General features: G+C 61.8%; 20 protein-coding genes and 1 pseudogene. 10 read left to right on the top strand and 11 right to left on the bottom strand.

Going from position 1 to position 18,397, the window contains the following annotated elements:
- Window positions 1–6: 6 nt before the first annotated feature.
- A complete protein-coding gene (locus J2Y86_RS29725; RefSeq protein ID WP_253439809.1) occupies window positions 7–1,347 on the top strand; it encodes an HlyD family type I secretion periplasmic adaptor subunit in 1,341 nt (446 codons plus the stop codon).
- Between the two features lies 1 nt (window position 1,348).
- The gene (locus tag J2Y86_RS29720) at window positions 1,349–2,677 is read left to right on the top strand and encodes a TolC family outer membrane protein (protein ID WP_253439807.1); all 1,329 of its coding nucleotides are present in this window, start codon (window positions 1,349–1,351) and stop codon (window positions 2,675–2,677) included.
- Here the strand turns inward: J2Y86_RS29720 and J2Y86_RS29715 are convergent.
- Window positions 2,670–2,960 (bottom strand): hypothetical protein, encoded by a 291-nt coding sequence (locus J2Y86_RS29715; protein WP_253439805.1) that lies wholly within the window; start codon window positions 2,958–2,960, stop codon window positions 2,670–2,672. The two genes, J2Y86_RS29720 and J2Y86_RS29715, sit on opposite strands and share 8 nt — an antisense overlap.
- Window positions 2,961–3,017: 57 nt before the next feature.
- Between J2Y86_RS29715 and J2Y86_RS29710 the strand changes: the two are divergent.
- Window positions 3,018–3,104, top strand: a pseudogene (locus J2Y86_RS29710) (methyl-accepting chemotaxis protein); the annotation flags it as partial.
- A 195-nt stretch (window positions 3,105–3,299) separates the two neighbouring features.
- Here the strand turns inward: J2Y86_RS29710 and hpaC are convergent.
- On the bottom strand, window positions 3,300–3,812 hold the full coding sequence (gene hpaC, locus J2Y86_RS29705) for a 4-hydroxyphenylacetate 3-monooxygenase, reductase component (protein WP_253439802.1): 513 nt from the start codon (window positions 3,810–3,812) through the stop codon (window positions 3,300–3,302).
- Window positions 3,813–4,073: 261 nt separating this feature from the next.
- Between hpaC and J2Y86_RS29700 the strand changes: the two genes are divergently transcribed.
- Window positions 4,074–4,703: a response regulator transcription factor gene (locus J2Y86_RS29700; RefSeq protein ID WP_253439798.1), complete on the top strand. Its 630-nt coding sequence runs from the start codon at window positions 4,074–4,076 to the stop codon at window positions 4,701–4,703.
- A 59-nt stretch (window positions 4,704–4,762) separates the two neighbouring features.
- Here the strand turns inward: J2Y86_RS29700 and feaR are convergent, their stop codons facing one another.
- The 9 genes from feaR to J2Y86_RS29655 all read right to left on the bottom strand — a co-directional run bounded on the left by feaR (window position 4,763) and on the right by J2Y86_RS29655 (window position 12,598).
- Window positions 4,763–5,683 carry a transcriptional regulator FeaR gene (gene feaR, locus J2Y86_RS29695; RefSeq protein WP_253439795.1) on the bottom strand — a complete coding sequence of 307 codons (921 nt, stop codon included), beginning with the start codon at window positions 5,681–5,683 and terminating at the stop codon, window positions 4,763–4,765.
- A 153-nt stretch (window positions 5,684–5,836) separates the two neighbouring features.
- Window positions 5,837–6,784 carry a PDR/VanB family oxidoreductase gene (locus tag J2Y86_RS29690; protein ID WP_253439792.1) on the bottom strand — a complete coding sequence of 316 codons (948 nt, stop codon included), beginning with the start codon at window positions 6,782–6,784 and terminating at the stop codon, window positions 5,837–5,839.
- A gap of 77 nt (window positions 6,785–6,861) precedes the next feature.
- Window positions 6,862–7,602, bottom strand: a complete 741-nt coding sequence (locus J2Y86_RS29685; protein ID WP_253439789.1) for an SDR family NAD(P)-dependent oxidoreductase — start codon at window positions 7,600–7,602, stop codon at window positions 6,862–6,864.
- Window positions 7,603–7,613: 11 nt separating this feature from the next.
- Window positions 7,614–8,114: an aromatic-ring-hydroxylating dioxygenase subunit beta gene (locus J2Y86_RS29680; RefSeq protein ID WP_253439786.1), complete on the bottom strand. Its 501-nt coding sequence runs from the start codon at window positions 8,112–8,114 to the stop codon at window positions 7,614–7,616.
- Window positions 8,114–9,394 carry an aromatic ring-hydroxylating oxygenase subunit alpha gene (locus J2Y86_RS29675; RefSeq protein ID WP_253439783.1) on the bottom strand — a complete coding sequence of 427 codons (1,281 nt, stop codon included), beginning with the start codon at window positions 9,392–9,394 and terminating at the stop codon, window positions 8,114–8,116. Before J2Y86_RS29675 ends, J2Y86_RS29680 begins: the two co-directional genes overlap by 1 nt.
- A gap of 23 nt (window positions 9,395–9,417) precedes the next feature.
- The gene (locus J2Y86_RS29670; protein ID WP_253439780.1) at window positions 9,418–10,566 is read right to left on the bottom strand and encodes an amidase; all 1,149 of its coding nucleotides are present in this window, start codon (window positions 10,564–10,566) and stop codon (window positions 9,418–9,420) included.
- Window positions 10,563–11,033 (bottom strand): nuclear transport factor 2 family protein, encoded by a 471-nt coding sequence (locus J2Y86_RS29665; RefSeq protein ID WP_253439777.1) that lies wholly within the window; start codon window positions 11,031–11,033, stop codon window positions 10,563–10,565. Before J2Y86_RS29665 ends, J2Y86_RS29670 begins: the two co-directional genes overlap by 4 nt.
- Window positions 11,034–11,036: 3 nt before the next feature.
- The gene (locus J2Y86_RS29660) at window positions 11,037–11,408 is read right to left on the bottom strand and encodes a hypothetical protein (RefSeq protein ID WP_253439774.1); all 372 of its coding nucleotides are present in this window, start codon (window positions 11,406–11,408) and stop codon (window positions 11,037–11,039) included.
- Window positions 11,409–11,434: 26 nt separating this feature from the next.
- Window positions 11,435–12,598 (bottom strand): acyl-CoA dehydrogenase family protein, encoded by a 1,164-nt coding sequence (locus J2Y86_RS29655; protein WP_253439771.1) that lies wholly within the window; start codon window positions 12,596–12,598, stop codon window positions 11,435–11,437.
- A 336-nt stretch (window positions 12,599–12,934) separates the two neighbouring features.
- On the opposite strand from J2Y86_RS29655, the gene J2Y86_RS29650 reads away from it, so the two are divergent.
- The 6 genes from J2Y86_RS29650 to J2Y86_RS29625 all read left to right on the top strand — a co-directional run bounded on the left by J2Y86_RS29650 (window position 12,935) and on the right by J2Y86_RS29625 (window position 18,169).
- Window positions 12,935–14,416 (top strand): PAS domain-containing sensor histidine kinase, encoded by a 1,482-nt coding sequence (locus J2Y86_RS29650; protein WP_253439768.1) that lies wholly within the window; start codon window positions 12,935–12,937, stop codon window positions 14,414–14,416.
- 262 nt (window positions 14,417–14,678) lie between these two features.
- Window positions 14,679–15,827 carry an amine dehydrogenase large subunit gene (locus J2Y86_RS29645; protein WP_253439764.1) on the top strand — a complete coding sequence of 383 codons (1,149 nt, stop codon included), beginning with the start codon at window positions 14,679–14,681 and terminating at the stop codon, window positions 15,825–15,827.
- A gap of 13 nt (window positions 15,828–15,840) precedes the next feature.
- Window positions 15,841–16,380, top strand: coding sequence for a MauE/DoxX family redox-associated membrane protein (locus tag J2Y86_RS29640; RefSeq protein WP_253439762.1), 540 nt, complete (start codon window positions 15,841–15,843; stop codon window positions 16,378–16,380).
- Window positions 16,381–16,383: 3 nt separating this feature from the next.
- On the top strand, window positions 16,384–17,004 hold the full coding sequence (mauD, locus tag J2Y86_RS29635) for a methylamine dehydrogenase accessory protein MauD (RefSeq protein ID WP_017338073.1): 621 nt from the start codon (window positions 16,384–16,386) through the stop codon (window positions 17,002–17,004).
- A 19-nt stretch (window positions 17,005–17,023) separates the two neighbouring features.
- A complete protein-coding gene (locus tag J2Y86_RS29630) occupies window positions 17,024–17,545 on the top strand; it encodes a methylamine dehydrogenase light chain (protein WP_084322568.1) in 522 nt (173 codons plus the stop codon).
- A gap of 102 nt (window positions 17,546–17,647) precedes the next feature.
- Window positions 17,648–18,169 carry a cytochrome c gene (locus J2Y86_RS29625; RefSeq protein WP_253439759.1) on the top strand — a complete coding sequence of 174 codons (522 nt, stop codon included), beginning with the start codon at window positions 17,648–17,650 and terminating at the stop codon, window positions 18,167–18,169.
- The last annotated feature ends 228 nt before the right edge of the window (window positions 18,170–18,397 follow it).

Below are 18,397 nucleotides of genomic sequence, written 5' to 3'. Positions count from 1 at the left end.
CCGATCATGCAGATGAACCAACACACCGACATGATTCTCACCGACCCCAGGCACGCGGTGGATCTGGACGTCAACAAACCCCTGCGCAGAGGCATGTGGCTGGTGCTCGCTGGCTTCGGCGGCTTCCTCCTCTGGTCCTGGCTGGCGCCGCTGGATGCCGGCGTGGTAGCGACAGGCACGGTAAAAGTCACCAGCAATCGCAAAGCCGTGCAGCATCTGAGCGGCGGCACCGTGGAGGCCATTCTCGTTCGCGAAGGCGATTCTGTGAAAAAAGGCCAGGAGGTGGTCCGCCTCGACTCGCTGCGTGCCCTTGCCGAACAGGGTGCGGTCAGCGCCCAGTACATCGTCAGCAAGACGGTGGAAAACCGCCTGGAAGCGGAACGTGACGACCGCGATGTGGTGAACTTCGATCCCGAATTGCTCAAGCGCTTCGGCAATGACTACCGCCTGGTGGCCGCCATGGATCTGCAACAACGCCTGCTGGACACCCGGCGTGCCGGCCTCGCGGGCGAAATCAGCATCCTGCAGGAAAACCTCGCGGCGTCGGCGGTCCAGCTCAAGGGCCTGCAGCAAGTCTATGGCGCCCGCGCCTCGCAGATCGGCTTCCTCAACCAGGAACTCAAAGGTACCCGCGTGCTGGCGGCCGAAGGCTATGTGCCGCGCAACCGCCTGCTTGAGCTGGAACGCAGCAATGCCGACCTCGCCGCCGGCCAGGCGGAGAACCTCAACAACATCGCTCGCGTGCGTAGCCAGACCACCGAAATCAAGCTGCGCATCCTGCAGCGCCAGCACGATTATTTGAAGGAAGTCGAATCGCAGCTCACCGACACCGCCAAGGAAAACACCACCCTCGCCGACCGCCTGCGTGCGCTGGACTATGAAGTGACCCACACGGTAATTCGATCGCCGATCGATGGCATGGTCCAGTCCCTGAGCATTGCTACCGTCGGCGGGATCATCCAGCCCGGCTTCAAGATCATGGAAATCGTTCCGGACAACGAACCGCTGCAGGTCGACGCGATGATTCCCGTGCAGGCCATCGACAAGATGGTCCCCGGCCTGGCCGTGGACATTGCCTTCCCGGCCTTCAACCATGCCCGGACGCCCAACATACCCGGCCGCGTGAAGACCGTCTCCGCCGACCGCCTGATGGACGAGGAAAGCAAGCAACCGTTCTATCTGGCGCAGGTGGAAGTCACGCCCGATGGCATGAGCCTTCTTGGCAGCAATCATATTCGTCCCGGCATGCCCGCCAGCGTCACCATCAAGACTGGCGAGCGCAACATGATGAGCTATCTGCTCAAACCAATGCTCGAGCGTGTAGACAGCTCCTTCAAGGAACAATGAAATGGACCGTCATTGCCTGTGCTTCTGCCTGCTGGCGCTATCCCTCCCGGCCAGCGCCATGGACCTCAAACAAGCCTGGGACCTGTTGCAATACCAAGGCCCCGTCTACCGCGCCGCCGTGCATGAAAAACAGGCCGGCCTGGAAAACCGCGCCATCGGCCAGGCCGGTCTGCTACCGCAGATCAATGCCTCGGCGTACGACAACAAGGTCAATGGCACCCAGCGCCAGAGCGGGATCGAAAGGGATCTCGACTACGACTCCAAGGGCGCTAACGTGCGCTTGCGCCAGCCACTGTTCAACAAACAGAAAATGGCCGAATACCGCCAGGGTAAACAGCGTGCCGACTACAGCGTCGCAGTGTTCGATGCCAAGAGCCAGGACGCGGCGGTGCGCCTCGCCGAAAGCTATTTCGACGTGCTCCTGGCCAGCGAAACCATCACCCTTGCCAAGTCCAAACTGAACGCCTTCGACGAGCAACTCGCCTCGGCGAAACGGCGCATGGAACTGGGAGCCGGCACCGTCACCGATATCGACGAGTCGATCGCTCGCCGCGACCTCGCCGAAGCCGAACTGATCGAAGCGCAGGACAACCTGATCAATGCGCGCCGCAAGCTTGAGGAATACATCGGAGAAACCCCCGAATCGCTGACCACCTTGCGCCCGGGCTTCGATACACCACCGCTGCTACCGAGCAACCTGCAGGACTGGCTGGTCAAGGCTCAGACCGACAGCCCGCTGATCCATGCGCGCCGTCATAGCAGCAACCTCGCTGAAGAAGAAGTGAAGCGCGCCAAGGCTGGTCACTGGCCGACACTGGATTTCGTTGCCGGCTACACCGCAGGCGATAGCCAATCAATCTCCGAGCTGAATCAACGCAACCGCTACGCCTCAATCGGGCTGGAAGTCAATTTCCCGCTGTACAACGGTGGCGGTACCAGCGCCCTGACACGCCAGGCCAGTGCCAATAGTTTCAAGGCCCTGGACGAACTCGATGCCACGCGACAGGAAGTCATCTCCGGAACCACCCGCGAGTATGCCGGCGTACAGAGCGGCGCCAAACGTATTCACGCACTGGAGCGGGCCGTGGAGTCCAACGAGCGTTCACTGACGTCGACACGCAAGGGCTTCAAGGAAGGAGGCACCAGCACCAACTCGGACGTCCTCAATGCCGAAGAACTGCTCTTCGTGGCGCGTCACGATCTGTTCGAGGCGAAGCTGCGGTACTTGATGTCGCACCTGCGCCTGGCCTCTTCGGTGGGCAGCCTGGGCGACGACGACATCGACCACATCAACAACTACCTCGGCCCGGAATTGTTGGTCACTAACTGACGTTTACCGACACAGCCCCCAGTGGGAGTATCTGCAGAGCGAAAACAGACGCAGCCTCATCGTCACGACTCTGAAATTTCTCGATCCCCAAGGAACGAAGCTGCCCCATCATGACCAGATCACGCATCAGGACGGGCGCCTCATTCACCATGCGCGCAAGGCGCTGATAAAAGAAATCATCGAATTTCACCACGCCGTCCAGGAGCTTTCCCGCCATATCGACATAGTTTTGCTTGGGCGGGCTGGATGCCTGCGCAAGCGAGTAGATTCGCAGTTGCTTCACCAGATCGATGGCCTTGGCCTGATCCGACGCCGAAGCACTGGCTGGAATGGCAAGGGCATCTCCCAGCAGACCAACCTGCTGGCGCTCAACGCAGCGATCGAAGCCGCGCATGCCGGTGAAGCGGGCCGTGGCTTTGCGGGCGTGTACCGAGCTGGAGCGGGAGACTGGGCGACTGAATCAGTTGGTCGGGAGTTTCCGGATCTGAGATCAGTGTCGCCTGTTGTTCCGCCATCGCGGGCAAGCCCGCTCCCACAGGGTTTTGCGGCGTTCACAAATGGTGTGTTCGCCACACCCCCTGTGGGAGCGTGGCTTGCCCGCGATGAACGATAACGCGGTCTTTCAGCACGCCACCACAGCATGCTCGATCCGATGAAACAACCGGTTGAAATACACCAGGCTATCCCCCTCCCCGCGCACCCCAACCTTCGACAACTCCACGAACATCACCGAATGCGACCCCACTTCCTTGCACTCGCTGATCCGTCCTTCCAGTTGCACCAGCGCATCGCGCAGCACCGGCACGCCCGTGTCGCCGCCGTCCCACAGGTCCCAGGCAAACCGCTCCGCCATCGGTACCTGGGTCATGCCGGCGAAGTGTCGGGCCAGCTCTTCCTGCTCGCCGCACAGCACGTTGACGCACAGCCGGCCGTTGGTGCGGAACACATCGTGGGTGGCGCTGTTGCGGTTGACGCACACCAGCACGGTCGGCGGTGAGTCCGTCACCGAGCACACGGCGCTGGCGGTGATGCCGCAGCGTCCGCCGGGGCCGTTGGTGGTGATGATGTTCACCGCCGCCGGCAGCTGCGCCATGGCGTTGCGAAAGTCGATTTGCTGCTGGCTCAGGTCGGCCATGTCGGTGCCCCTTCCTTCAGGAGGGCCGCCCGTTCGCGGCCCGTAGGTGATGGAACAAGACTAAGTCCCTACGCTGCGCGCAACCATTCTCACGATCCCCATGGCGAGGTGGGCTTTCCGCTAGTCGACTAGGTGGTTTCTTTATCGTCAGGGGCTGCCGCAGTGGGTATTCTGCTGATGGGCGTCAACACAGGCGCCGATGTCCGCCGCAGCGTGCACGCGTGCGAAAACAATAATTAGAAATTCTCGTGGCAGCCCCTGATGGAAACTCGCAAACCGATTGTTTATATCGTTGATGACGACAAGGATTTGCGCACGTCGCTGGCCTGGTTGCTGGAATCGGTCAGCGTGCAAGCGCAATGCTTTGCCGGTGCTGAAGAGTTCCTGAGCCAGTATGACCCGAAGCAACCGGCGTGCCTGGTGCTGGACGTGCGCATGCCGGAAACCAGTGGCTTTCAGCTGCAGGAAATCCTCAACCAGCGCGGCAGCACCTTGCCCACCATTTTCGTCTCCGCGCATGGCGACATTCCGATGTCGGTGACGGCGATGAAGAACGGTGCGCTGGACTTCGTCGAGAAGCCGTACAACCCGCAGCAAATGATCGACCGTATTCAGGCGGCGCTGAAGTCCGCCGTGCATGCCCTGGCCGATCAGGAGCAACGCCAGCACCTTCAAGGCAAACTGGCCTTGCTGACCAGTCGTGAGCGGGAAGTGTTGATGCTGGTGATCGATGGCAAGGCGAGCAAGGTGATCGCCCGGGAGCTGAACATCAGCGTGAAAACCGTTGACGTGCACCGGACCAAGATCAAGGAAAAGATGGGCGTGACCAGCATTGCGATGCTGGTGCGTGAAGTGCTGCATTTGCCGACGGAAGAGCCGACGCGGCATTGAAGCTCTTCGGGGGCCGTCAGACCGCCATCAATCGCAACTGACACCGCGCCATCAAGCAATCAGTTCTGGCTATACCGCTTGCGATACGCCCCCGGCGACACGCCAAAACGCGACTTGAACGCCGATGAGAAATAGCTGGAATCGGAGAATCCCCAGGCATAACACAACGCCGACAGCTTCTGTTCAACGTGGGAACGGCGCAGGTTTTCTGCGCAGAAATCCAGGCGCCGGTGCTTGATGTATTGCGCCACCACCAGGCCGCGCTTGGAGAACATCCGGTACAGACCCCGCACCGAAATTCCTACCTCCCGGGCAATCAGCTCGGGGCACAATTCTTCGGCGCTGATGTGTTCATCGATGTAGGCAATGATCTTGCGAAACTGCCGCTCGTGGGCATCGCCGCCGTTGTCGCGGACGCTGATCCCCGGCAACAGCAGGCTGACCAGGGCATCGAGCACCGCTTCGCTCTCCTGCATGTCCAGGCCTTCCTGCTGCCGGGTGTCCATGACCAGCTTGTTGGCCATCGCCGCCAGTGGCGTGTCGCCTGAGATCCGCGTGGCGCAGTTGACCGCATTGAAGTGCGAACCGCGCTCGACCACCTGCCGCGGCAGGATCAGCGACAACTGTCGGGAATCCTCGTTGTAGGTCATGTCACTCGGGCGGCAGGCATCGATCAGGGCAATGTCGCCCGTGCCGAGCCGAGCGCGGTTATCGCCCTGCTCCAGCTGCGAACTGCCGCGCATCTGGAACACCGCGTAATAGTGGCCGTCGCTGCTGACGCTGACGTCTTTACTGGTGCGATACAGGTGCACGTGCGCCATGTCGACGACACTGAGGTTGATGGCGCCGCTGCGGTATTCCGCGAGCTCGCCGTAAAAATCCGTATCCAGAGCCCGGGCATCGAAACGCCCACAGGCCTGGTTGACCTGGCTCAACCAGCTTTCGAACGCCTCATTGCGAACCGCCGAAGAAGTCATCATCACTGCAAAGCCTCACGCGTGTCTTATTGTTATTTTTCGACCGCTTCGTCGAGCGGTTCGGCAAATGTTACGTACCGGGCTGTCTCCTCCCTTGACGGCCGCCGAAGCGCTATTCAACAGGCTCCGGCGCTGGCTTGCCAGCCTTCCCTTGCATTAGATGTCCAATACCAGACGAGCGGAAACGGCGCGGGAAACGCAGGCACAAATCTGCTTGTTGGACGCCTTTTCCTTGTTCGACAAACAGTTGTCGCGGTGCTCCGGCACGCCGTCCAGTACCTCGACGATACAGGTCCCGCAGATGCCTTCGCGGCATTCGGTGTCGATGTCACAGCCGTGGGCCTGCAACACGTCGACCAGACTGGCGTTGGCCGGGACCTGAAGCACCACGCCGGAACTGGCCAGTTCCACCTCGAAGCCGCCACTCGGGCCGGCATTTGCCGCCGGATCGGCCTGGAAGTGTTCGAGGTGGATAGCGTCGTCAGAACGGCTGCGCGCCGCGACTTCCACGACTTTGTTCATGAACGGCGCCGGGCCGCAGGTGTAGACATGCGCGGCACTGCCCGCCTGGTTCAGGCATTCACTCAACGCGGCATCCAGGTCACCCGGCTCGACGCCGTAGTGAAACTGCACATGCCCGGCGAACGTGCTCGCCAACAGCTGGGCAAATGCGGCGTATTGCGGCGAACGAGCGAAGTAATGCAAACGCCACGGCTGGCCGGTTTCCGTCAGCCGATAGGCCATGCTCAGCAGCGGCGTGACGCCGATACCGGCGGCGCACAACACGTGCTCGGTGGCCGTCGGGTCGAGGCGGAACAGGTTGCGCGGCGCGCCCATTTCCAGCTCCATGCCCTCTTCCACCTCGTGCAGCGCCGCCGAGCCACCACGGGACTGCGCTTCTTTCTTCACCGCGACCAGATACGCGCGGCAGTCCTGCGGCGGACTGCACAGCGAATACTGGCGAGTGACCCCGGTCGGCCCCGTCAGGTCGACATGGGCACCGGGTTCATAGGCGTCGAGCGGTTGGCCGTCACTGCGCACGAGGCGAAAGGAGCGGATATCCAGCGCTTCGTCGACGATCCTTTCGATCTTCACCTTCATCATTGCGTCACCTGAACGTTTTTCGGTTGAGTCTTAAGTCGGACATTGTCCTGTGGCGAGGGGAGTTATCGGATCGGGTATCAGCGCATGAACAGGCCACCGTTGATGTCCCAGCACGCGCCGGTAACCGAAGCCGCGTGATCGGCGATCAACAGCAGGACCGTGTCGGCGATGAACCCGGGGTCGCCGAGGGTACCGGCCGGGATCATTTTCAGAATCTGTTCCAGCCGCTCCGGCGCCACCGTTTCACGCACCACCGGCAAGTCCAGCGGCCCCGGCGAAATGCTGTTGACCGTCACCCCTTGCGGCGCCAGTTCACGGGCGAAGACTTTGGTCAGCGTCGCCACGCCGCCCTTGGCCGCCGCGTAATGCGCGCCCGTGGCGGTGCCGCCGTTCTGCCCGGCGAGCGAGGCGATGTTGACGATGCGACCAAAGCCACGCTCGGCAAAGTGCGCGCCGAACACCTGGCACGCGACAAACGTGCCGCGCAGGTTGATCGCCATCGATTCATCGAACTCCTCGGGCGTGATGTCCATCAATGCGGCGACTTTCGACACGCCGGCGTTATTCACCAGTATGTCGGTGCCGCCCCACCGCTCGGCGAGCAGGTCACGGGCGCGGACAAAATCGCCTTTGTTGCGCACGTCCAGTTCGATGGCGACGGCACTCGCGCCGCTGCCATCCAGCTCCGCAGCCAGGCGTTGCACGCCGTCGAGGCGCACATCCGCCAGGCCCACGCGATACCCCGCCGCGTGCAAGCGACGGGCGATGCACTCGCCGAGACCGCGCGACGCGCCGGTGATCAGGGCTACTCGGTTCATGGTGTTGACCCTCACAGCAGGAAACCGAGCGCGCTCAGGCTCTCGGTGGAATTGATCAGGCGCACGACCTTGCGCTCCAGCTTCGCCACACCGTCGGTGAAGCGAATGCGATGGTTCAGGTCAGCCACGAACGGCGTGTGCACCCCACGTTTGTAGGCGTACAGCAACTGCGCGGAATTGACTTCGACGATGTCGCCCGCCGCTTCCACCAGGCGGAAGCGCGAAACGGTGCGGATGGTTTTCGCCGCGTCCACCGCCGACGGCGAGTAGCCGGCGGTCAGGCGTTCGATGCGCAAGTCACGCATGCGCGCATCGTCGTAGGCGTAGTTGAGGGTGGCTTCGAAATCTTCGGTGTCCGGATCGATCGGCACGATGTACTTGCCGCTCTCGCTCCACAGGGTCGCCCATTCGGCGTAGTGCTTGTGGTCGAGCAGTTCGGCTTCGCGCCAGATGAATTCGATGGCCTGGGCCAACGGGCCGGAAAAACCGCTCAGGGTGTCGTGATTGCTCATTAGCTCATCATCCTTTTCCACATGTCATAGGCACCGCGCATGCCGCCTTCATCGGTGGCGTGGCTGACCTTGTCGCCGTTTTCAGCGGTGATTTCGCGATTGAGGCCACGGTTGACCAGGATCGGCGCATCGACGCCGGCGTACGATCCGCGCTGCACCCGATCCCAAGCCTCGGCGTCGTCCGGGCTGCCGAAACCGAACGGGCCCTGGAAGTGCTCGTGAATACGCAGGCGTTCGCGGTTGGCGATTTCCGGGCCACCGTCCATGCCGAGGGCGACATGGCGGATCTCTGTTTCAGTCACCGAGACCGGACGCAACACGCGGAAGAACGACATCGACATCGCGACGTTCGGGAACAGGTTCAGGTTGAAACCGGCACCGTGCAACGAACGGACGATGCGCCGCACTTGCGCAGGCTCCATGGTTTTCGACAGTTCTTCAGTGACGTGAGCGAAGCGCTCCTGCAACTGTTCGGTGCCGTCGTCGTGATCCAGATCGACGTGCTCCGGCACCATCACCATCACGCTGTGGCCGTTGCCCAACGAATGGGTCACCGCTTGCTCGTCGGTCATGAACGAGAGCATTTCCGAGGTTTCTTCATCCACCGACGACATGAACGACTTGTGCACGATCGGGAAGTGGTAACCGTCGGTGGTGTTTTCCAGCTGGATCTTCCAGTTGCCCTTGAAGCTGAACTTGTGTTCGCCCTGCGTCTTGATCGGGTACCCGGCGCCCTGCTTCATGAACAGGTCCATCCAGTGTTTCGCACCGCCAAGGAAATCCACCAACGGCTCGATCTCGTCGTTGTAACTGGCGAAGACCATGCCGGCATAACTTTCCACGCGCAGGCTGGTGAGTGGCAGTTCGGACTTTTCCAGAATGCCTTCGTAGCCGTCCGGATAAGGCAACGCACGCAGTTTGCCGTCGAGCCCATACGACCAGCTGTGATACGGGCAGGTAAAACCGGTGGCGTTGCCCTTGTGCTTTTCACACACCGTGGCGCCACGGTGCCGGCAGCGGTTTTCCAGCACGTTGATCTGGCCTTTCTTGTCGCGCACCACAATCACCGGACGACGGCCGATGGTCGCGGTCTTGAAATCGCCGCTGTTGCGCACTTCGCTTTCGTGGGCGACCCAGACCCAGGTGCGGTAGAAAATCTTCTCGAGCTCGGCTTCGAACAGCGCCGGATCGTTGTACAGCGAGACGTCGACGCGGTCGTGACTGACCAGTTCGTCCGGGCTTTTCGATGATGCAATCAGCCGGTATTCATGAGTGCTCATGCGGTTCTCCTCATGGCTTTTTCTTATGACTTCTTTTTAGGGGTTGGCCGCGTAAGGGCCATGCTCTGTTGCAGCTGCGCACCGAAGGCGCAGACGAGTTCGTCCTGACCTTTACGGCCAACGATTTGCAGGCCGACTTTCAGCCCGCTGCCATCCAGTTGCACCGGCACCGTCAGCGCCGGATGGCCGCTGAGGTTGAAGGGCCGTACCAGCGGGGTCATGCCGGCCACGGCTTTGCTCGCGCTACGGGCTTCGATCAGCGTCGGCGGCAGGCTTGGCATCGTTGGCAACAGCAGCACGGCAAACTCTTCCAGCGCGGCGTCCACTTGCAGGATGAAACGCGTGCGCACTTTTTCGGCATGCGCCAGATCCGCGGCGCTGGTGCGGCTCGCGGCCAACAGGCGTTGCTCGACATCTGCGCCGATCAGGCCTTTACCGGTGAGGTGACCGAATGCGGCCCAGTTTTCGACGTTGATGACGGTCAGGCCAGCGGCAAACGCGGCATCGAATTCGCTCAGGTGCAGGTGGCTGCGACGCCAGCCGGCACGGTCGGCGGCGGCGCCGAGGCACGCTTGCAAATGTGGGTCGCAATCGACTTCAAGGAAACCCACCGACGCGTTACTCGCAGGCAAACCCTGAACCTGAAAGCCAGGGCAAATCACTTGCATCGCGGCAATCAGATCGTCCATGTCTGCCGCGAACGGCCCCACGCAATCCAGGCTGGAAACCGCCGGATGCGCACCGACCCGACTGACGCGACCGTAAGTAGGCTTCAACCCGGCGATGCCGCAACACGCCGCCGGAACGCGAACCGAACCGCCCGTGTCGGTGCCGATGGCGATGTCCGCCAAACCGGCGGCGACCGCTACGGCCGAACCGCTGGAAGAACCGCCCGGTACCCGGTCCGGCGCTTGCGGATTGATCGGGGTGCCGGTCCAGTCGTTGATTCCGGTGACGCCGAAGGCCAACTCATGCAGGTTGGTTTTGCCAACGATCTGCCAGCCCGCATCAAGGATCGCGTCCACCACGTCGGCGTTGCGCACCGCCGGTTTGGCGTCGGCAAATGCACGACTGCCCGAACGGGTCGGATGCCCGGCAATGTCGATCGAGTCTTTGATCGCGACCCGTTTGCCGCTGCCACCGAGTAAAAATTCGCTGATGAATGTACTCATTCGCCCAACCCCGTGCTGAACAAGCGCTGTGTACGGAAATGCGCGATCAACCAGACGCCGTCGACACAGCGGAAATCGATATTCAACCGCGTGCCGAACAGCTCACTGCGCCCATCGGCGTAGGTGGAAATCTGCTGCATGATCCATTGCCCTTGTGCCGTGTGGCCGTCGACCGAGATCGACTCGCTGGTGAGGTAGTGCAGGTTCAGGCGAAAGTGCTCCGAGGGCGGCAAGTAACCGCCGACGAATGCCGCCACCGCATCACGCCCACGGTGTTGGCCGAAGGTCTGCGCCGTGGCGCTGCCAATGCCTTCCCAGATCGCGTCGATGCAAAACAACTCCGCCAGCTCGCTGACCTGGGTGACCGCCCTCGGCACATCGCACAGGTCCATGTAGCGCGCCATCAAGCGACGCACCTGGCTCTCCCCTTCGAGCGTCGCGAGACGCTGCAGCAAGGCCTCGTTCATGGCTTACACCCTGGCCGCATCTGGAATGGTCAGCGGACGACCGATGCGCGCTTCGACCTTGGCGTAACGCCACAGGCTGTATTCGTTCACCGGTGTGGTGCGGAACAGGTTGCAGGCGTCGATCACCGACTGGTGGCAGTCGACGTCGGCCATGATGTAGACGGTCCACGGTGAGGTGGTGGACGGGCCGACCATCAGTCGGTCATCGTCCATCGCACCCAGCACGGTGATGCCGGACATGGCGCCGAGGGAGCCCATCATCTGACTGAAGCCCTTCCACACGCTCAGGCCTTCGCCGGTCGGCAGGTCGAAAAAATTCTGGGTGATACCGATGCAAAAGACGACGCGCAGAGGTTCTTGGGTGGTCTGGGACATGGGTGTAGATCCTTTGGATAATGGGTTCAGATGTAGCCAGGGAACGGCGGCACGCCGAGGAACACCGAGCCGGCGCCGTCGTACAGGCCTTCGCTGAGGAACGCGTGCTGGGTGACCACCATCGAATCGCGCAGGTAGCGTTGCAGCGGATGGCGCAGGTAAATCGCGGTGGTGCCGGCGAGGCTGTACGCGCTCTGCACCACGGCGGCGCCGGCCTGGGAAACGTGGATCGCCGAGAGGCGCAACAGGCTGGTTTGTTCGGCGGTGACCGGGTTGCCGGCAAGGATCGACTGCCACACCTGCTCGGTCGCGCCGTAGAAGAAACCGCGCGCGGCGGCCAACCGGGCTTCGGCCTTGGCGATCTCGATGCGCACGTAAGCGCGGTCGGCCATTTTCGGCGCGCCGGTGATGCCGCTGCCGGCCGCCATGCGGCTGACTTCATCAAGCGCGGCGCGGGCCAGGCCGAGGTTGACCACGGCCAGCACTTGCGCGGCGTAGGCAATCGACGGGTAGCGGAACAGCGGCTCGTCGATGGTCGATGCACCGCCACGAATGAAGGTCCACCGTTCATCGACACGTTTGTCGGTGACGCGCAAATCGTGGCTGCCGGTGCCTTTGAGACCGACCACGTCCCAGTTTTCGACGATGTCGACCTGATCGGCACGCAATACCGCGGTACGTGGCTTGCCGCCGGCGGCGCCAATCCCCACGCCGAGCAGATCGGCGCCCTTGCAGCCGCTGGCGAATTTCCAGGTGCCGTTGACCTGCCAGCCGCCCTCGACGGCTTCGGCGGGTTGCAGCGGAAACAAGCCGCCGGCGAACACCAGGTCAGGGCTTTCCGAGTAGATTTCAGCGAGGGTTTCTGGCGGCAACGCGGCGAGATAGACGCCGGCGCTGCCGAAGCTGGCCACCCAGCCGGCCGAGCCGTCGGCTTCGGAAATGCGTTCGATCATTCGCAGGAACAGCGCCGGCGCCAGGGCGTCACCGCCGAAGCATTTCGGCGTGGCGGCACGGTAGATGCCCACCTGTTTGAAGCGTTCGATCATGTCCCTCGGCACGTGGGAGCCGGTGTCGAATTCGTCCCGACGCTGGCGCACTTCCTCCAGCACCTGCTCAAAGGCCTGGCTGTGGACGGTGTTCTCGTCGACGCCTGGCAGAGGGTCTTTCTCCGCGGCAGCTGATCGCAGCATGGGCTTCTCTCCGTTTTACTTATTGTTGTTGGGCGTGGCTAACGACACCGCCCCCTGTAGGAGCGAGGCTTGCCCGCGAAGAACGATAACGGGGTCTACCTGATAGACCGCGGTGCCTGGTTCGCGGGCAAGCCTCGCTCCTAAAGAGAAGATGCGTGACTACCCGTGCATTGAGGCCCAGTGTAAAAACCGCATCGGGTCGTCACTATTGGTGCGTGTAACCCCCTGGCTAAAGAAATCCCCTAGCCCGCCCCCGGTTACTTCTGAGCGCATCCCCACGCGCAAGGCGGTATAAAACGCCATACTTCCCTTTCACCGGTTCCTCAGGGCTACGCGATGTACCTGCCAAAACCGCACGACTTTTTCACCCTCATCGAAGCCATGCCGCTGTGCATCATTCTTCACGATGCCCAGAGCAAGGAGATTCTCTGGGCCAACACGGCCGCCCTGAACGCGCTCGGTTTCACCCTGGAAGAACTGACACCGCTGAAAGCCCCGGACATGACCCGCGATGCGCCGAAGTACCGGCGCTCGGTCGGGTTGCGCTGGCTCGAAGGCGCCGCGCGCACAGGCCAGCGCGCCATCGAGTGGTGTTATCGCTCCAAGCAAGGGGTGGAAATCCTGTCCGAGGCCGTCGCCACGCTGGTGCATCTGGAGGGGCGCGATGTGTTGATGGTGCAGTTCCGCGACATCTCCAGGGAAGACAAGGTCAAGCGCGACCTCAAGCGCTTTGAAAGCCGGCTCAAGGCGTTCATGCAGGATTTGGCCGAGGGAGTTGCGGTGCTCGGTCCCGAGGGTGATATCCGCTTTATCAGCGACTCCGGCGCACATTTGCTCAACAGCGAAGAACACGCGCTGATCGGCGAAAATTTCCTCTCATGGTGCGACGACGATTCACGCCAGCGCCTGCTGCAACAGTTGGCCAGCGAGACAGCAGACCACGCACCGTTCAGCGTGCACTACCACGTGCAGCGCCGCGACGGTGAGTGGCGCTGGCACGAGGCGACGTGTCGTTTTATTGAAATCGAAGACGATCTGGTCGGCCATCTGCTGCTGTTTCGCGACGTCACCGAGCAAGTGCGCGCCGAAGAGGCCCGGCGCGTCAGCGAGCAAAAACTCGAGTACCTGGCCCGTTACAACGCCATGGGCGAAATGGCCGTGGCGATTGCCCATGAGCTGAGTCAGCCGCTGGCCGCCACCCGCAACTTCATCGAAGGCGCGGTGATTCGCCTGAACAAAGAGCAAGCCACCGATCAGGGCGTCGCCTGGGGTTTGCAAAACGCCGTACGGCAAATCGAGCATGCCTCATTGATCATCAAGAGCGTGCGCGATTACGTGGTCAAGCTGGAGCAAAGCGAAGAGCTGATCGACCTCAATGCGTTGCTGCGTGAAACCCGTTATTTCATCAGCCTGCGCGCCGACCCGAGCCTGGTCCGCGTCGACATCGTCACCAGCCCGGCGCCGCTGATGGTGAGCTGTGAGAAAGTGTTGATCGGTCAGGTCATCCTCAATCTGGCGTTCAATGCCATTGAAGAAATGAGCGACTTGCCGGTGGAACGGCGAGTGCTGCGGATTCAGGCCAGCGCTGAAAACCAGGTGGCGCTGGTGCGCATCGAGGACTGCGGTCGCGGTATTCAGGCCCAGGCGCAAGAGAAGCTGTTCGACGGCTTCTTTTCCTCCAAGGTCAGCGGCAACGGCATCGGTCTGGCGCTGTGCAAGAACATCATCGGCCGCCACCGTGGCGATATCTGGGCGCAAAACCTCGAGCCCTGTGGCGCCGTGTTCACCTTCTCCCTCCCCCTCGCAAATCCTTCCTGATGTAAACCGCCTTTCGTAGGAGCACGGCTTGCCGGCGAAGGCGTCCTCACTGACGCCTTCGCCGGCAAGCCGTGCTCCTACAGGGCTGGTTTTTGCCCGTAATCGTGGCGTGTGCGGCCTGTTTCTTGAGACTGGCACAGACACACAAACACTTGGCAGCCACAGCAATTCACCCCCTCGGCCGGCGAGGCAGAATCGAACTGCAAAAATCTGCCAATGCACCCGCGATTTGCGTGAACAATAATTCAGGGAGTTCCCCCTAATGCGAGCCACCAGGATCACCGTACAGTCAGCGCTGAGTCTCAGCCTGCTGGTACTGGGTTTGAACAATGCCAGCGCGGATCTGCCCGCTGACACGATCGGCCAGACCGTTCTGGCATTTCCACCGGAAGTCCATCGCGCGTTCATCGTCGACGTCGAATTCGAAAGCTTCGTGGCGGGCCGCGTCACCGTGGTCGACCCCGACAAAAAACGCGTCCTCGGCATGGTACCCACCGGTTTTGCCGCGCCTTCGACGCTCAGCCACGATCAGAAAACCCTCTACAGCGCCGACATCTTCTACTCCCGTGGTACCCGCGGCACACGCACGGATGTGTTGACCGCCTGGGACAGTTCGACCCTGTCGCCGGCCTGGGAACTGTTGATTCCAACCAAGCGCGCCGAATCGTTGACCCAGCGCTACGGCTTGAAGACCAGCGGCGATGATCGCTTCGTCTACGTCTACAACTTCACGCCGTCGACGTCGGTGACCGTGGTCGACACCCAGGCCAAATCCGTCGCCGCTGAACTGGCGATTCCGGGTTGCGTCCTCAACTACCCGATCGGCAACCGCCGCTTCGCCTCGCTGTGCGGCGACGGCAGCTTGCAGGTGATCACGCTCAACGACCAGGGCCAGGAAGCCGCGCGCAGCCGCACGCCGTTCTTCGACCCCAACGCGGAAAAGCTCAATGAGCGCGCGGTGAACATCGGCGACACCTATTACTTCACCACCACCACGGGCACCGTGCGTCCGGTGGATTTCTCTGCCGACGCGCCGAAAATCCTGCCGTCGTGGTCACTGACCAGCGACGAGGAAAAGAAAGCCGGCTGGGCCCCCGGTGGCTGGCAGCTGATGGCCGTCGCGCCGAAGCTGAACCGTTTGTACGTGCTGATGCACGACGCGCACGAACCCATGAAGTGGGAAGACCCAAGCCCGCTGATCTGGGCATTCGATCTGAAAACCCACAAGAAGGTGGCGACCCTGGAAGCGCCGGTGCCGGTCTGGAGCATGCAAGCCACCGGCGACGATAAGCCGCTGCTGCTCGGCACCGACGTCGAAGGCGGCTTGCAGATTTTCGACCTCAAGACCAACAAGCTCACCGGCAGCATGCCGAAAGTCGCCAAAACCGCGACTCAGGTCATGAGCTACTAAACGAGGTTCGGCCATGCACATCGATCCGATCTTCATCATTGCCAGCGCACTCGCCATTGCGGTGTTGCTGGCCAGCGCCGCGACGCACAAGTTGCGTGCGCCGGCACGTTTTGCCAGGCAACTGGCCGACTACCAACTGCTGCCCGACGCGGTCGTGCGCCCCATCGCCCGAGTCATTCCGGTGGTTGAACTGGCGATTGCCTTTGCACTGCTGGTGCCGGCCTGTCGTTCGTGGGCGGCGCTCAGTGCCGCCAGCCTGATCGCGCTGTACGCCGCGGCCATCGGCATCAACCTGTGGCGCGGTCGTCGCGACATCGACTGCGGTTGTGCCGGCCCGGACCAGGCGCAGCCATTGCGTCCGGTCCTGCTGCTGCGCAACAGCGCGCTGGTGGGTCTGGCGCTGCTGGCCAGCGTGTTGCCGGTCGCCCGTGACCTGGGTGTTTTCGACGGCTTCGTCACCGTCGCCGCCAGCGCCGTCGCGCTGCTGATTTACGCCGCAGCCGATGGCTTGCTGGCGAACTCCCCTCTTCTGCTCAAACTGATTGGTAGGTGATCAATGGAAGGCTTAATCGTTTCCAACGTTCTGCTCTGGGTACTGCTGGTGGCCGTGGCGTTTGTCGTCATGGGCCTGGTCCGGCAGATTGGTGTGCTGCACGGGCGTCTGGCGCCGGCCGGTGCGCTGATGGTCGACAAAGGCGTGGCGGTCAACGAAGCCGCACCACAAGTCACCGCTTCCGACCGTCACGGTCGCCCGGTCAACTTCGGCTATGCCGGTGAAAAATCCCAACTGCTGTTTTTCCTTTCGCCGACGTGCCCGATCTGCAAATCCCTGCTGCCGGCGATCAAATCCATTGCCAGGGAACAGGCGAATCGCCTCGACGTGGTGTTCATCAGCGACGGCGACATGGACGCCCAGCAAGCGCTGATCCGCGAACACAAACTGGAAGACGCCACGTATGTGGTCGGGCCGGAAGTCGGCATGACCTATCAGATCGGCAAGCTGCCGTACGCCGCCCTGATCGATAAGACCGGCACCTTGCGCGCCAAAGGCCTGGTCAATTCTCGCGAGCACCTGGACAGCCTGTTCGAAGTCGAGCACCTGAAAAGCGCCACGCTGCAGGAATACCTGAACAGCCAGCCGCACGCACACGATCACAGCCACGGCCATAGCCACTGATTAAGGCAGGGAGACTTTTATGAAACTGCTGGATCTGTTGTTCGAGCGCTCGACCCGTCGAGTGGCCGACACCACCTCACGTCGCAAACTGCTGGCGCGCATGGGTTCCCTGATGGTCGCGGGCGCCGCGCTGCCCCTGCTGTTGCCGCTGGACCGCACCAGCAAGGCCCTGGCCGCCGACAATCCGAAGGCCGGTGACCCGGGCGATCCGAACAGCTGCGACTACTGGCGCTACTGCTCGATCGACGGTTTTCTGTGCAGTTGCTGCGGGGGGTCGGTGACGTCCTGCCCGCCGGGCACCGAAGCGTCGCAAGTCACCTGGATCGGCACGTGCCGCAATCCGGCCGACGGCAAGGACTACATCATTTCGTACAATGATTGCTGCGGCAAGCAAAGCTGCGCCCAGTGCGCCTGCACCCGTAACGACAGTGAAGAACCGGCCTATCGTCCGTTCAACAACAACGATGTGAACTGGTGCCTGGCTGCCAAATCGCACATCTATCACTGCACCGTTTCGGTCATTCGTGGCGTGGCGGTTTAACGCGCAGTTGCCGTCGATTGTTCGCGCAATCGGCGGTTTTTTTTCGGTTTGTCGTTTGTTTTTTTATTTGTTGTTACCGGCAATCAACACAAGGTGCCTGTCATGCGTCAGTTGCTATTCCTCGGCCTCGCCTGCGTCATGGCTTCCCCGCTCGTGCACGCCCGGGCCATTCCCGACCCGGCGCAGCGTCATGCACCGGGAAACGAAGCGCTGCAGAAGCCGATTGCCCAGGCCGGCTACAGCGTTGGCGTGAACTACCAATTGCAATGCGCCGGTTGCCACCTGGGCAATGGCATGGGCGCCCCCGCCAATGACACACCACGGATGGCAGGATTTGTCGGTAACTTTCTGAAGGTACCGGGAGGTCGCGAGTTTCTGGTGCGTGTTCCCGGCATGTCGCAGTCCGCGCTGGACAACGCACAGCTGGCCGACTTGCTCAACTGGCTGATGCGTGCAGACGGCATGGCGGGCAAAAGCACGCCTGCGGATTATCAGCCTTACAGCGCAGAAGAAGTGGCGGCGCTGCGCGCAAAAACCATGCTCAACCTCCCCGGCACCCGCGCAGAACTGATCAAGCAGATGCGTGCGCAAGGCATCGCCATTGAAGACGGGATGAACAACTGACAACGGTTTGACCGAACCGACACTGTGAAAACGGGGACTACGGTTCCCGCCCTGCCCCTTGAACCTGCCCCGCACGACTTCTGTCTCGCGCGGGTTACCTCTCCAAGACTGCTGATCAAACAAGCCTGCGGTAAACGCCGCGGATGCGTCACCCCGTGTTTGCTCGCCCCCTCCTGCCCGGCTTCATTTTTTGACTTGATTGTTGTATGAAACGGCAGTGATTCAGTG

Origin of the sequence: Pseudomonas migulae (genome assembly GCF_024169315.1) — a bacterium.
Classification (GTDB): domain Bacteria; phylum Pseudomonadota; class Gammaproteobacteria; order Pseudomonadales; family Pseudomonadaceae; genus Aquipseudomonas; species Aquipseudomonas migulae_B.
This window is presented reverse-complemented; position numbering and strand designations above follow the sequence as displayed.